This window comes from Robiginitomaculum antarcticum DSM 21748, assembly GCF_000365025.1.
In the GTDB taxonomy this organism is placed as follows: domain Bacteria; phylum Pseudomonadota; class Alphaproteobacteria; order Caulobacterales; family Maricaulaceae; genus Robiginitomaculum; species Robiginitomaculum antarcticum.
Window position 1 is genome coordinate 587,995 of sequence record NZ_KB823011.1, and the last position, 13,323, is coordinate 601,317.

13 protein-coding genes are annotated in these 13,323 nt (G+C 51.9%); all 13 read right to left on the reverse strand.

Annotated features, from left to right (window positions below; all coding sequences use genetic code 11):
• Positions 1-79 precede the first annotated feature (79 nt).
• Complete coding sequence (locus tag H142_RS0102930) at positions 80-775, reverse strand: ABC transporter ATP-binding protein (protein ID WP_017930604.1); 696 nt, start codon at positions 773-775, stop codon at positions 80-82.
• Positions 768-2,051, reverse strand: a complete 1,284-nt coding sequence (locus tag H142_RS0102935; protein WP_017930605.1) for a lipoprotein-releasing ABC transporter permease subunit — start codon at positions 2,049-2,051, stop codon at positions 768-770. The genes H142_RS0102930 and H142_RS0102935 overlap by 8 nt, the downstream gene beginning before the upstream one ends.
• A complete protein-coding gene (gene proS / locus H142_RS0102940; protein WP_017930606.1) occupies positions 2,051-3,376 on the reverse strand; it encodes a proline--tRNA ligase in 1,326 nt (441 codons plus the stop codon). Before proS ends, H142_RS0102935 begins: the two co-directional genes overlap by 1 nt.
• 77 nt (positions 3,377-3,453) lie before the next feature.
• Positions 3,454-3,720 (reverse strand): DUF1467 family protein, encoded by a 267-nt coding sequence (locus tag H142_RS0102945; protein ID WP_017930607.1) that lies wholly within the window; start codon positions 3,718-3,720, stop codon positions 3,454-3,456.
• A gap of 14 nt (positions 3,721-3,734) precedes the next feature.
• On the reverse strand, positions 3,735-4,175 hold the full coding sequence (gene mce / locus H142_RS0102950) for a methylmalonyl-CoA epimerase (protein WP_017930608.1): 441 nt from the start codon (positions 4,173-4,175) through the stop codon (positions 3,735-3,737).
• Complete coding sequence (locus H142_RS0102955; protein ID WP_026147742.1) at positions 4,172-5,854, reverse strand: ribonuclease J; 1,683 nt, start codon at positions 5,852-5,854, stop codon at positions 4,172-4,174. The genes mce and H142_RS0102955 overlap by 4 nt, the downstream gene beginning before the upstream one ends.
• Before the next feature lies 1 nt (position 5,855).
• Positions 5,856-6,638, reverse strand: coding sequence for a type III pantothenate kinase (locus H142_RS0102960; RefSeq protein ID WP_017930610.1), 783 nt, complete (start codon positions 6,636-6,638; stop codon positions 5,856-5,858).
• Complete coding sequence (locus H142_RS14105; RefSeq protein WP_017930611.1) at positions 6,622-7,380, reverse strand: biotin--[acetyl-CoA-carboxylase] ligase; 759 nt, start codon at positions 7,378-7,380, stop codon at positions 6,622-6,624. Before H142_RS14105 ends, H142_RS0102960 begins: the two co-directional genes overlap by 17 nt.
• Before the next feature lie 3 nt (positions 7,381-7,383).
• On the reverse strand, positions 7,384-8,817 hold the full coding sequence (gene nuoN / locus H142_RS0102970; RefSeq protein ID WP_169331793.1) for an NADH-quinone oxidoreductase subunit NuoN: 1,434 nt from the start codon (positions 8,815-8,817) through the stop codon (positions 7,384-7,386).
• A gap of 10 nt (positions 8,818-8,827) precedes the next feature.
• On the reverse strand, positions 8,828-10,363 hold the full coding sequence (locus tag H142_RS0102975; RefSeq protein WP_017930613.1) for an NADH-quinone oxidoreductase subunit M: 1,536 nt from the start codon (positions 10,361-10,363) through the stop codon (positions 8,828-8,830).
• Between the two features lies 1 nt (position 10,364).
• Positions 10,365-12,443: an NADH-quinone oxidoreductase subunit L gene (gene nuoL, locus H142_RS0102980; RefSeq protein ID WP_017930614.1), complete on the reverse strand. Its 2,079-nt coding sequence runs from the start codon at positions 12,441-12,443 to the stop codon at positions 10,365-10,367.
• Positions 12,444-12,453: 10 nt separating this feature from the next.
• Entirely contained in the window at positions 12,454-12,762 is a 309-nt protein-coding gene (gene nuoK / locus H142_RS0102985; RefSeq protein ID WP_017930615.1) for an NADH-quinone oxidoreductase subunit NuoK, read from the reverse strand.
• Positions 12,759-13,304: an NADH-quinone oxidoreductase subunit J gene (locus tag H142_RS0102990; protein ID WP_051048561.1), complete on the reverse strand. Its 546-nt coding sequence runs from the start codon at positions 13,302-13,304 to the stop codon at positions 12,759-12,761. Before H142_RS0102990 ends, nuoK begins: the two co-directional genes overlap by 4 nt.
• Between the last annotated feature and the right edge of the window lie 19 nt (positions 13,305-13,323).

The following is a 13,323-nucleotide window of genomic DNA, read 5'->3' on the forward strand; positions in this document are numbered from 1 at the left end:
GGAACATAGCCTGTGGATAAGTCAGTGAAGTTATCTGAGGATAAACTGTGCATGGCCTGTGGACAGACCACAATAAGTCCTAGCTGTAAGGAACAATCGCCCCGTCGCGCACTGTAACGACGCGGTCCATATAGTCTGTCAGGGTCATATTATGGGTCGCGACAAGCGCGGACACGCCTTCGGTGCGGGTTAGATCAAACAGGCTTTGAAAGACATTGCCCGATGTCGTTGGATCCAGGTTGCCTGTGGGTTCATCCGCCAAAATTATGCTCGGCTTATTTGACATAGCGCGGGCAATGGCCACGCGCTGCTGCTCCCCGCCCGACATTTGGCCGGGTTGATGCTCCATACGTTCGGCTAGCCCCATAACGGTCAGCAAGCGCGCGGCTTCTTTGCGCGCAAGCGTTTGCGGCACGCCCGCCGCCATTTGCGGCAAAGCCACATTATCTATTGCGTTAAATTCACGCAGTAAATGGTGGAATTGATAGACAAACCCCACTTCTTCGCGGCGGATGCGCGTGCGCGCGTCATCTTTAAGGCGCAGACATTCCTGACCTTTAATCCAGACTTCACCCGCCGTCGGTGTCTCCAGTAAACCCGCCGCATGGAGCAGGCTTGATTTACCACTCCCTGACGGGCCGATTAAGCCGACAACTTCTCCGGGATAGATATCCAGATTAGCTGAGAGCAGAACGTTCAAAACGCTCTCCCCGCTTTGATATTGGCGGGTCAGATTGCGCACAGATAATACGGGTGTTGCGGAGCGGTTATTCAAAGCGGAACGCCTCCACGGGATCTAATTTGCTTGCGCCCAAAGCAGGAAAGAATGTAGCGACCGCTGTGGTTAAAAACCCCCAGAACGCCACCATGCCGACTTCAGCCCATTCAATGCGCGCGGGCACGCCGCCCGTGAGTTGGTAGACATCCGGCGGAAAGAGTTCAACGCCCAGCACAGCTTCGATCACGGCCTGTACACCGCCAATATTAAGACAGAACAGCACGCCTAAAATAATGCCTGCCGCTGTTCCGGCAAGGCCGATTAGAACGCCCGCCATAAAGAAAATGCGAAGAACAGAGCCGCGCGTCGCGCCGATTGTGCGCAAAATTGCAATGTCGCGACCCTTATTTTTGACCAGCATAATCATGGCTGCAACAATCGGGAAAATGGCAATTACGACCACGATCATCAGGATAAATCGCATCGCTACTTGCTCTACCCGAAGCGCGCCCGCTATGGATTTCGCGCGTTGCCGCCAGTCCGTCACGTAAAGCGCGTAATCCGGGTTGTTGCGTAACATCGTCACGAAACGCCCGACATCATCCGGGTCTTTTAGGCGCACTTCAATCTCGTCTGACGCCTCCCCTTGATCAAAAAATAACAACGCCTGCTCAAGTGGCATATAGACATAAAGGCTGTCAGCATCATCAAATCCAAGCGAATATATAGCTCCGATTGTATAGGATTTTCGCTGTATATTTGAACCAAAGGCCGTGTTGATTGGCTTCGGCGAGATCAGCATGACATCATCACCGACGGAAACGCCTAATGTCGACGCCATGATTTCGCCGATACCTATAATATCGCCGCCATATTCACCCGCCCCAAATTGCGAAAAGTCACCATATTGAACGCCGTCGAGCACAAATTCTAATCGCGCCAAATCCTGAGGCGTAACGCCTTTGACAATTGCCGGTGAACCGCGATCATCTTTGGCGACAAAGGCTTGACGGTTTAAAACGGGAAAGGCCACATCCACGCCGTCCTGAGCGCGGATAAAATCAGCGATTTTACTCACGTCTAAAGCCGTCGGATAATCCGCTGCTGTTGCAACATAAAGATGGCCTTGCGCGCCTAATATACGGCTGACAAGCTCATAACGAAAGCCGTTCATGATCGACATGACAATAATAAGTGCGGCAATAGCGAGCGCGAGACAGGTAAAGCTGATCCAGGCGATCAGGCCGACGCCGCCTTGCTTACGACGCGCGCCCAGATAGCGCATAGCAATGCTACGTTCGAATTTATTAAACGGCTTTGCGCGCTTAGCCATTAGGCAGCAAACTCGGCGGTTAGGAATTTTATCGCGGCCTCTGGTGATAGCTTTTGGCGTTCACCCGTGGCGCGGGTTTTAATCTCGACGACGCCTTCAGCGACGCCGCGCGGACCCACCGTAATGGCGTAAGGCAATCCGATCAGATCCATGCGCGAGAATTTCACACCGCCGCGGTCATTGCTATCATCATAAAGCGGATCAATCCCGGCCTTAGCTAACGCCGCGTAGAGCGTTTCGCAGACCTTATCCGTGTCTTCATTGTCGGTTTTTAAATTGATAATCCCAACACCAAAAGGCGCAACGGATTTAGGCCAGATGATGCCGTCTTCGTCATGGCTGGCTTCGATAATACCGCCGACCAGACGCGATACGCCAATACCGTAAGAGCCCATTTGCACGGCGTGTTCTTTACCGTCCGGCCCCATTACATTAGCATTCATCGGAGCAGAGTATTTATCACCAAAATAGAAGATATGGCCGACTTCGATACCGCGCGCGCTCATTTGCTTGTCTTCGGGAAGCGCGGCAAATGCGGTAGCGTCATGCATCTCGTCAGCTGCGGCATATAATGACGTCCGGCTATCGACATGCGCTGACAGGTCACCGGCGAAATCAACGTTGCCCGGCGCGTTCATATCCAGCAGATCTTTGTGGCAAAAAACTTCGCTCTCGCCCGTATCCGCAAGAATAACAAACTCATGGGATAGATCGCCGCCAATCGGCCCTGTATCGGCTTTGACCGGAATGGCTTTGAGACCCAAACGGTCAAATGTATTGAGATAGGCCACGAACATTTTGTAATAGCTTTTGACAGCGTCCTCTTTGGTCACATCAAAGCTATAAGTGTCTTTCATCAAAAATTCGCGGCCGCGCATCACGCCAAAACGCGGGCGGCGCTCATCGCGGAACTTCCATTGAATATGATAGAGCATTTTCGGCAGCATTTTATAACTGCGCACATAGCTACGGAAGATATCGGTAATCATATCCTCATTGGTCGGGCCATAGAGCATATCGCGGTCACTACGGTCTTTAATACGCAGCATTTCAGGGCCGTAAGCGTCATAGCGCCCTGTTTCGCGCCATAGTTCAGCGGACTGTATCGTGGGCATCAACATCTCAACCGCGCCGGCTTTATCCTGTTCTTCGCGGACAATTTGTTCAATTTTACGGAGCACTCGAAAGCCCAAAGGCAGCCAAGCATAAATGCCCGCGCTTTGCTGGCGTACCATTCCGGCGCGCAGCATATAGCGGTGAGAGGCAATCGTGGCCTCTGCCGGCGTTTCTTTGAGAACGGGCAGGAAGTATTGAGACAAACGCATGACGCGAATCCGGTTTTATAATTACGTTGGATGCGGTCTAGCTTGGCAGCCCGCGCGCCGCAATTGCTATTGCTGTTTTACGTGATTTTGGGAATGAACGGAAGATCGGCAATATTGAACAGATCAAAAACGATTATACAGTACACGATCCCGAATGTGAGGACCGCCAAAGCTGTCGTTATAAGAAGCTTTTTCTTAATCAGACTCTTTGTCGGCGCTCCGGGTTCACTGCCCGGAACAACGTCATTATCTTCAAGTTGACCACGCACGCCAAAGGGCAGAACCATGAACAATATGATCCACCAAATGACCATAAACAGCACGAATGCGTTAAATGGATTCATATCGAAATGTCTCGCTAATCATCTGTATTTATTTGTTTTTCCATCAATTCAATAAGAACGCCTTGATTGTGTCTCGGATGCAAAAATATTACGGGCGTGCCATGCGCGCCAATGCGCGGATCATTTAAAACCGTCATCCCCCGTGCTTCCATTACAGACTTTGCCTCATGAATATCATCCACCTCGTAACAGACATGATGCTGTCCGCCCTTGGGGTTATTCTTTAGGAACTTCTCAATCGGCGAATTCTCACCATAAGGCTGAATCAGTTCGATCTGCCCGCTGGGCAGGTTCACGAAAGCAAATGTCACCCCCTGCGGCGGCAGGTCTTGCGGTTTTGTAATATCAGTGACCCCAAAAACGTCACGGTAATGCTGCGCCGCCGCCTCTATATCAGGGACTGCAACGCCGACATGGTTTAACGGGCCGAGTTTAAAGTCGCATATTTGGGTCATACCGCCAGCACCGTCACTTCGACGACAGGGCGTTTGAACCCGGGCTGGTGCCTATAATATTTGCGTATTGCCGAGGCAATGTCCGCTTCGACCTTATCTTCATCCTTACGGACACTCGGATGGAGCGAGTCAAATTTGCGCTCTACAATATCAGCAATATCGTCCAGCATATTTTCGACGCCCTGCCCGTCACGGCCTTCGGGGAAGCCGCTAATGCGCGGATCGGGACCGCCGACGATTTTTCCGCTTTTATTGACGGCCAGCGAGACACTCACATGCCCGGCAAAGCTCATTTTACGGCGCTGTCGCAATCCTTCATCATTAGCGCTCACGATCATTTCGCCGTCCTGATGCAGACGGCCTGACGGCACTATATCAATCACTTTAGGGCCATGCGGAGCCAGACGGATCATTTGTCCGTTATCGGGCGCGTGTGTGCGAGGAACACCAAGCTCAGCGGCGAGGCGTGCATGTTCGATCAAATGCCGGCGCTCGCCGTGTACAGGAATAGCAATTTTGGGCTTGATCCAGCCATACATGCGGGTCAGCTCGTCGCGGCAGGGATGGCCGGAGACATGAATATCACGCGACTTTTCGGTGACAATCTCTATGCCCCGCTCAGCCAATTGGTTTTGAAGCGCAAAGATCGTCTTTTCGTTTCCGGGTATGATTTTAGAACTGAAAATAACCGCATCGCCTTGATTAAGACTGACATTACGGTGCTCGCCCGCCGCAATTCGAGACAAGGCTGCGCGCGACTCACCCTGACTGCCTGTACATAAATACAAAATATTACCGTCCGGCATTTGCGACGCTTCATTCTCGTCCAGCAATACGGGCTGGTTTCCGATAATGCCAACGGCCCGAGCCGCGCCCACCATGCGGTGCATAGATCGACCGACCAAACAGACACTGCGGTCATTTTCATTTGCCGCGTGCAATACGGAGCTCAGCCGCGCGACGTTGGAGGCAAAGCTGGCTACAGCAATCTTTTTGCCCTCAAATTCGCCTATGAGCTTAGTCAGCTCTTCGCGTACGCCCAACTCGCTTCCGGCCTCGCCCGGCGTAAACACATTTGTGCTGTCACAGGTCATAGCGATAACGCCGTCATCGCCGATCTGCTCGAGCGCTTTGATATTAATGCTCTCACCAACGAGTGGGTTTGGATCAATTTTCCAGTCCCCGGTATGAAAAACCGTCCCAAGCTTAGTGGTGATTGTCAGTGCGCTTGGCTCCGGAATAGAATGGGTAAGCGGAATGAAGCGCAGATCAAAGGGGCCGATAGAAAATGTGGCCTCAAGACCAACCTCGTGCAGTTTAACGTCACCTGTCAGTCCGGCTTCATCCAATCTGTCCTTGACCAAATACATAGTGAACGGCGTGGCCCAAACCGGACAACGCAGCTCCGGCCATAACCGGGCCAGCGCGCCCATATGATCTTCGTGGGCATGAGTGAGCACAATACCGAGCAGGTCTTTTTCGATGCCTTTAAAGAACTCAATATCCGGCATGATAATATCAATACCGGGCGTTGTCAGATCGCCAAATGTGACGCCGAGATCGACGATGATATATTTGCGGTGACTGGGTGGGCCAAAGCCAAATACGTTCAGGTTCATCCCGATTTCGCCGCTTCCGCCAAGCGGCAGGAAGACAAATTCATCTCTATTTTTTGACATATTATCTCTTGGCTCCGCCATTGCGGCGATAAATTTCAAACAGACCGTCTATGGTCAGGCGGCTGTCATAATGCTCAATCGTATCAGATGCACCTTCGAATAGTGAGGCAATTCCGCCTGTCCCGATAACGGTAAATTTCAAATCTGAACGCTCCTGCTTAATCCTATTCACCAATCCGTCGATCAGGCCAATATAGCCCCAAAAAATACCCGATTGCATAGATTCCACAGTATTTGTTCCAACAACTTTTGACGGTCTTCGGATTTCAATGCGCGGCAAACGGGCCGCTGCTTCGTGTAAGGCGCGTACAGACAGATTAATCCCGGGCGTAATAATCCCGCCGATGAAATTTCCATCCTCATCGACAACATCAAATGTTGTCGCCGTTCCGCTATCGACGATAATCAATGGCGCCTTATACCGCGTAAGCGCGCCGACCACATTGACCAAACGGTCAGCGCCCGCCTGCTCTGGATTATCAATGAGCGCTTTTGTACCCAGATCCAGATCGCCCTCACCCACAATCATGGGCTCAACATTTAAATGCCGCCGCGCCAGATTGCGCATATTGAAAAGGGATTGCGGAACAACCGAGGCGATAATGCAGCCTGTCACATCCGTAAACTTCAACCCCTGCATCTCCATGAGCTGGTGAAACCACACCGCATATTCATCAGCCGTGCGTGCGGCATTGGTCGCAATGCGCCATTCAACCACCCAATCCGTACCGTTATGAATTGCAAAGAGGGTATTTGTATTTCCCGTATCAATTGCCAGCAGCATTGGCGTCCTTTCGGTTTTGCCCAGCCACACTGAACACTTCTCCGGAAGAGATACGCGCTATCCCGCCATCGGGCAAGCGCAGGACAAGCGCGCCGTCATTGGCCAGCCCCTCCATCATGCCGGAGATAGCCTGACCGCGTGAGGATGTTTCAATCTTTTGGCCCAAATGTGCAGCGCGGGCGAGCCATGCTTTGCGAATGGGCATAAAGCCCTCGCGCCGCAATATATCACGTTGCTGCTCAAAGAGCTGCGAGAGTAAAGGCACCATAGCCCGCGCATCCGGAATTTCTTCGGGATCATCTATGTCCATATGCGCCGCCAGATGCGTTGCCGGGTAAGGCAGGTCATCTGGATGAAAATGGATATTAATACCGATCCCGACGCTGACCCAGCCACGAACGGATTCCAGCAGAATTCCGGCCAGTTTGGCACCTTTGATTTGAACATCATTGGGCCATTTCAGTCTCGTATCTGTGTCAGGACAATATATTTTGATCAGGTCTGCGACGGCATTTGCTGCGCAAAAGCTCAGCAGTCCGGCCTGCGCCATAGGACCGTCATGAGGGTAAAGTCCCGTGCAATACAGGTTTCCACGCCGCGATATCCACTCACGCCCTAAGCGCCCCCGGCCGCCGCTTTGGCTATCGGCTTGAATCCATAAAGGCCCGTGATCTCCGGCGGTGGCGCGGCGGCGCGCTTCGCTGGATGTACTGTCCAGCGTATCAAAATGCTCATACCGCAATTCTTAACCGAACAGGCTGGACGCTGCGTCGCGGATCAGATTCAGTCCCGGATAGGTAATAAATGGCAGGATCCCCATCGCCAGCAATAAAACTGCGGATACGAGCGAGAAACTACGCTCAATACGCGGGGCCGCGACAAAACCTTCATTGGCTTCTGCAAACCACATCAATCGGATAATACGCAAATAGTAAAATGCGCCGACAACACTGGCGACGAGCGCTAGAACAACAATGAAGTAGTGGCCGGCGCCAATAGCTGGGCCAAATGCGAACCATTTCCCCCAAAAGCCTGCAAATGGCGGAATGCCGATTAGCGAGACCATCATGACGGTCAGGGTTATGGCCAGCCCTTTATTGGTTTCGGCAAGGCCGGATAGATCGCTGATTTGCTCAACAATGCCGTTGCGGATACGCATTTGTAGGATACAGGCAAAGACGCCGATTACAGTGACGACGTAAATGGTCATAAAGGTCAGCATGCCTGCAACACCGGCCAAAGTCCCGGCGGTAAGCGGCACAAGCGCGTAGCCCATATTGGTTATCGAGCTATAGGCCATAAGGCGCTTGATATTAGTTTGCATCAACCCGCCCAGCGCGCCGACAACCATAGACAGTCCGGCAAACACCATCAGCGCCAAAGTCCAGCCTTCGGCCAGATCCCCGAAAGGTTCGTAGAGAACGCGCGCAATCAGAGCGATTGCCGCCAGTTTCGGCGCGCCCGCAAAAAATCCGGTTACGGGTGTTGGCGCGCCCTCATAGACGTCCGGCGTCCACATGTGAAAAGGCGCCGCCGAAATTTTAAAGGCCAGCCCGCAGAGTAGAAAGATCATGCCGCCGACCAAGCCCGGGCCGTAATCCCCTTGAAGCGCCAAGGCGATACCGTCAAAACGCAAACTGCCGGAATAGCCATATATCAGCGATGCGCCGTAAAGAAGTATTCCGGATGATAAGGCGCCGAGAACGAAATATTTTAATCCGGCTTCGGAGGCGCGAAGACTATCACGGTTAAAAGCGGCCAGCACGTAAAGCGCCAAAGCCTGCATTTCAACGCCAATATAAAGCGTCAGCAGGTCATTAGATGAGACCATTATACCCATGCCAAGAACGGCATAAACCAGCAGAACGGAGAACTCATACTGATCCAGACGTTCACTGCGCAGGTAATTGCGCGACAGAACAATAGCGGCAGCGCCGGCAAGGCCGATAATGAGTTTCACATAACGGGCAAAGTCATCATTGATGAACGCACCGCCAAAGGTTTCGGTGACATTGCGATCCGTCACAAAACCGACGAAAGCAAAAGCCAGCAGACCGACAACCGCCATTAGGCGGATCAGGTCAGGACGTTTTTTCGACTTGCTGAGGCCTGTCAAAAGCATAAATTGCGATGCTGTGATCGCAAGAATAATCTCGCCGAGTACGGGCTGTAGGGTCATCCACATCTCACTAACCTCCGGCGACAGCGCTATTGGCTGCATTAAAATTTGAAATCAGATTATCAACGCTGACTGCGGTAATATCCGTAATTAGGGACGGATAAACGCCTAATACCAAGGTCATAATGACCAGCGGTACCAACACCCAAAGTTCGCGGGCATTCATATCGGCGATGTCATTCAGTTTTTCATTTTGCACATCCCCGAACACTGTTTCGCGGAACAGATGCAGCGCATAAACCGCAGATAGGATCATGCCGAAGGCCGCGCCGAACGCAATCCATGGATTAACCTGATAAGCGCCGATCATGGTCAGAATTTCACCGACAAAACCTGACGTACCCGGCAAGCCGACATTGGCCATTGTAAAGAGGAGGAATATTGCCGCAAATATCGGCATTTTTTTCGCAAGCCCGCCGTAAAATGCGATTTCGCGGGTATGCATGCGATCATAAATGACGCCGACACAGAAGAAGAGCGCGCCGGAGATCACGCCATGAGACAGCATCTGGAAAATGGCCCCCTGCACGCCCTGAACATTCATGGCGAAGATGCCCATGGTCACAAAGCCCATATGGGCGACAGAGGAATAAGCGATCAGCTTTTTCATATCGAGTTGTCGATAAGCGACCAGCGACGTATAAATAATTGCTATCACGCTCATCCAGAACACCAGCGGAGCCAGCGTCACGCTCGCTTCTGGGAACATCGTAATAGAGAAGCGCAGCAGCCCGTAGCCCCCGAGTTTCAGCAAAATACCCGCCAGAATGACAGAGCCGGCTGTTGGCGCTTCAACGTGGGCGTCAGGTAGCCAGGTATGAACCGGCCACATCGGCATTTTGACGGCAAAGCTGGCAAAGAAAGCCAGCCATAGCCAGATTTGCGGCCCGCCGGGAATTTTTAGATCATTGATCAGAACTTCAATATTCGTCGTCGGCGCGCCGAGCTGCGTACCGGAGTAATAATAGATCCACAGCATGGCCGCGAGCATCAGAACTGAGCCCAGCAGCGTGTAGAGGAAGAATTTATAGCTGGCATAAATGCGGTTCTTCCCGCCCCATACGCCGATAATGATAAACATCGGCACAAGAACGGCTTCGAAGAAGAGATAGAACAGCACCAAATCCAGCGCGCAGAACACGCCAATCATCAGCGTCTCTAAGATCAAAAACGCTACCATGTAATCCAGCATGCGCTTCTTGATATTTCTCCAACTGCCCAGAATACAGAGCGGCGTCAGAAAAGCCGTAAGAAGGATGAACAGGACGGAGATGCCGTCCACGCCCATGCGGTATTTAATTCCGTCGCTAATCCAGTTGGCTTCTTCAACGAATTGGAAATCCGCCGTTGTGCGATCAAAGGAGAAGGTCAGCAAGAGCGCCAGAACAAGCACAAATAAGCTGGTCCAAAGGGCCACCATAGGCGCATTACGTTCAATCTGCGCCCGGCTATCCGGCTTGGAGAGGCGGGCCGTGATCATCAAAACCAAAGCCGCAACCAGCGGGATAAAGGTGATAAATGTAAGGATTGGAATACCGTCTAACATATTAAGACCCCGTCGCCGAAAAGACGAGCGCAATAATGGCGGCCAGGCCCACAAGCATGACTAATGCATAATGGTAAAGATAGCCGCTCTGGAATTTTGAGACGCGTTTTGCCGCGCCCGAGGCCAGCGCCGCAAACCCGTTGGGGCCAAGGCCATCAATAATTCTTTGATCGCCGATTTTCCAAAAAACATCACCAAGCTTGCGGACAGGCCGCACAAAAATGAGATCGTAGAGCTCATCGAAATACCATTTATTGAGCAGGAATTTGTAAAGGACCCCACCCTCACCGCGCATAGAGGCTGCCGTGCGTTTGGCTGCGCCGTCTTTGAACATGTACATAAACCATGCGATGATAAAACCGGTCAGCATGGCAATGAATGGAGACCAAATCACCCAGGCCGGGAATTCGTGATGACCACCATCGTCTTCGTTATGGTCGCCGCCCGCCTCAGCATAGGAGGCCTCTGCGCTTTGAGACACATCCGCGCCATGGCTTGCGGACTCAGCCATGCCCGGGGGCAATCCGGTACCGCTATAGGCATTATCGACCGGTAGGCTATGCGCCCAAAATGCGGCCGCATAATCGCCGACGAAATATTTATAAAAATACAGACCCGCAAATATTGCGCCAAGGCCCAGCATTATAAGCGGTATCAGCATCACAGGCGGGGATTCATGCGCGTTATTAAGAACGTCTGACTTGCCGCGATATTTGCCGTGGAATGTCAGGAAAATTAAACGCCAAGAATAGAAAGATGTCATCAGGGCGGCGAGTAGACCGGCCGTAAAGGCGATCATTGCCGGCGAATAAATACCGCCATTCGCAGCTGCATACGCGCCCTCGATTATAACGTCTTTGGAGAAGAAACCGGCAAAACCGATTTTTGTGCCTGGAATACCCACACCGGTCAGCGCGAGCGTTCCGATAATCATGAAGATATAGGTCAGCGGGATCAGCTTATACGTGCCGCCCATTTTGCGCATATCCTGCTCGTGATGAAGGGCGTGAATGACCGAGCCTGCACCAAGGAACAGCAAGGCCTTGAAAAAGGCATGGGTGAAGAGATGAAACATTGCCGCATTGTAAAGACCAAGTCCTGCCGCGAAAAACATATAGCCGAGCTGCGAACAGGTGGAATAAGCAATAACGCGCTTAATATCATTTTGCACAAGGCCCACGGTTGCGGCAAAGAAGGCCGTTAGCGCGCCAATGAGTGTGATGAACCCTGACGTAATCGGCGCGGCCTCGAAAATTGGATAAGCGCGGCAAACCAGAAATACGCCAGCGGTCACCATGGTCGCGGCATGGATCAAGGCCGAGACGGGCGTCGGGCCTTCCATCGCGTCAGGTAGCCAGACATGTAGAAAAAACTGGGCTGATTTACCCATAGCGCCAATGAAAAGCAGCGCTGCGATAAGTTCTATCGCGCCAAAATTCATGCCGAGAAACGGTAAGACAAGATCCTGTTTGTCAGCGACCTGTGAAAACACTGTATCAAATTTGACGCTACCAAAGACGAGAAAAATTGTCATAACGCCGAGCGCAAGACCGACATCGCCTACGCGGTTCGTCACAAAGGCTTTAATCGCCGCGGCATTAGCGGACGGTTTTTTATACCAGAATCCGATCAGCAAATAAGAGGCCAGACCCACGCCTTCCCAGCCAAAGAAAAGCTGGATGAAGTTATCAGCCGTCACCAGCATCAACATGGCAAATGTGAAGAGCGACAGATAAGCGAAGAAACGCGCTTTGCTGTCATCCTCATTCATATAGCCCCAACTATAGACATGAACGAGCGAGGAAACCGATGTGATAACGACCATCATGACGGCTGTAAGTGTGTCGATTTTGAGCGCCCAGCCGGCATTCAGATCGCCGACATCAAACCAGCGCATTAGCTCTATATCGGTGGCTGTGTGACCGAAGCCGATAGCGATAAGCGCAACCCAGGACAGCACAGCCGACAGGATCAAGAACGCTGTCGTGACGCTCATGGCAGCAGATTCGCCGATTTTACGGCCAAATAGACCCGCAATCAGCGCGCCAAGAAGCGGACCGAAGACTATGGTTAAATACATCATGCTGCGATCAGCCCTTCATCAGGTTAATGTCTTCAACCGCAATATCGCCGCGGTTTCGGAAATACACGACCAGAATTGCAAGACCGACAGCCGCTTCAGCGGCGGCCACGGTCAAAACAAACATTGCAAAAATCTGTCCGGCCATATCGCCCATATGCGTAGCGAAAGCGACGAAATTGATATTCACCGCGAGCAATAAAAGCTCGATACACATCATAATAATAATGACGTTTTTGCGGTTTACGAAAATTCCGAATGTGCCGATCACAAATATGATCGCTGCAACGGTGAGGTATTCTGTCAATCCAATGGTCATTCGCCTGTCCCCGCTCCGCTCTCAATCTCGACCAATTCGACACCGTCTTTGCGTGTCCGCGAAACCTGTTTGGTAATATCCTGCCGGCGCACGCCCGTGCGGTGACGTAGGGTCAGCACGATTGCGCCGATCATAGCGATCAATAAGATCAGGCCTGACGCTTCAAAGAAGAAGGCGTAGTCGGTGAACAGCACATTGCCGAACGCTTCGATATTAGACAGGCCGTCCGCGCGCGGCTCAGGCGTCACCTCGCTATCAGCGAAATATGATCCACCAATAACGATTAGCTCCATTAAAAGGATGACAGCGACAACGCCGCCCATCGGAAAATAGCTGAAAAAGCCGCGCTTCATTTCAGAAAAATCAACATCGAGCATCATCACGACAAAAAGGAACAATACAGCGACCGCGCCAACGTAAACCATGACAAGCAATAGCGCCAAAAATTCTGCGCCCATTAGGACAAACAGTCCCGCCGCCGAGAAAAAGGTAAGGATCAAAAACATAACCGAATGCACCGGATTGCGCGAGGCCACGACCATAAAGGCTGCGGCAATGGCA

Bases quoted from the DNA above. Each gene is read 5' to 3' on its own strand.
- H142_RS0102990 (WP_051048561.1), bottom strand. From the start codon at position 13,304: ATGGTCGTGGCCTCGCGCAATCCGGTGCATTCGGTTATGTTTTTGATC.
- mce (WP_017930608.1), bottom strand. From the start codon at position 4,175: ATGACCCAAATATGCGACTTTAAACTCGGCCCGTTAAACCATGTCGGC.
- nuoN (WP_169331793.1), bottom strand. From the start codon at position 8,817: ATGACCCTACAGCCCGTACTCGGCGAGATTATTCTTGCGATCACAGCA.
- proS (WP_017930606.1), bottom strand. From the start codon at position 3,376: ATGCGTTTGTCTCAATACTTCCTGCCCGTTCTCAAAGAAACGCCGGCA.
- nuoK (WP_017930615.1), bottom strand. From the start codon at position 12,762: ATGACCATTGGATTGACAGAATACCTCACCGTTGCAGCGATCATATTT.
- H142_RS0102945 (WP_017930607.1), bottom strand. From the start codon at position 3,720: ATGAATCCATTTAACGCATTCGTGCTGTTTATGGTCATTTGGTGGATC.
- nuoL (WP_017930614.1), bottom strand. From the start codon at position 12,443: ATGTATTTAACCATAGTCTTCGGTCCGCTTCTTGGCGCGCTGATTGCG.
- H142_RS0102955 (WP_026147742.1), bottom strand. From the start codon at position 5,854: ATGTCAAAAAATAGAGATGAATTTGTCTTCCTGCCGCTTGGCGGAAGC.
- H142_RS0102975 (WP_017930613.1), bottom strand. From the start codon at position 10,363: ATGTTAGACGGTATTCCAATCCTTACATTTATCACCTTTATCCCGCTG.
- H142_RS0102935 (WP_017930605.1), bottom strand. From the start codon at position 2,051: ATGGCTAAGCGCGCAAAGCCGTTTAATAAATTCGAACGTAGCATTGCT.
- H142_RS0102960 (WP_017930610.1), bottom strand. From the start codon at position 6,638: ATGCTGCTGGCAATTGATACGGGAAATACAAATACCCTCTTTGCAATT.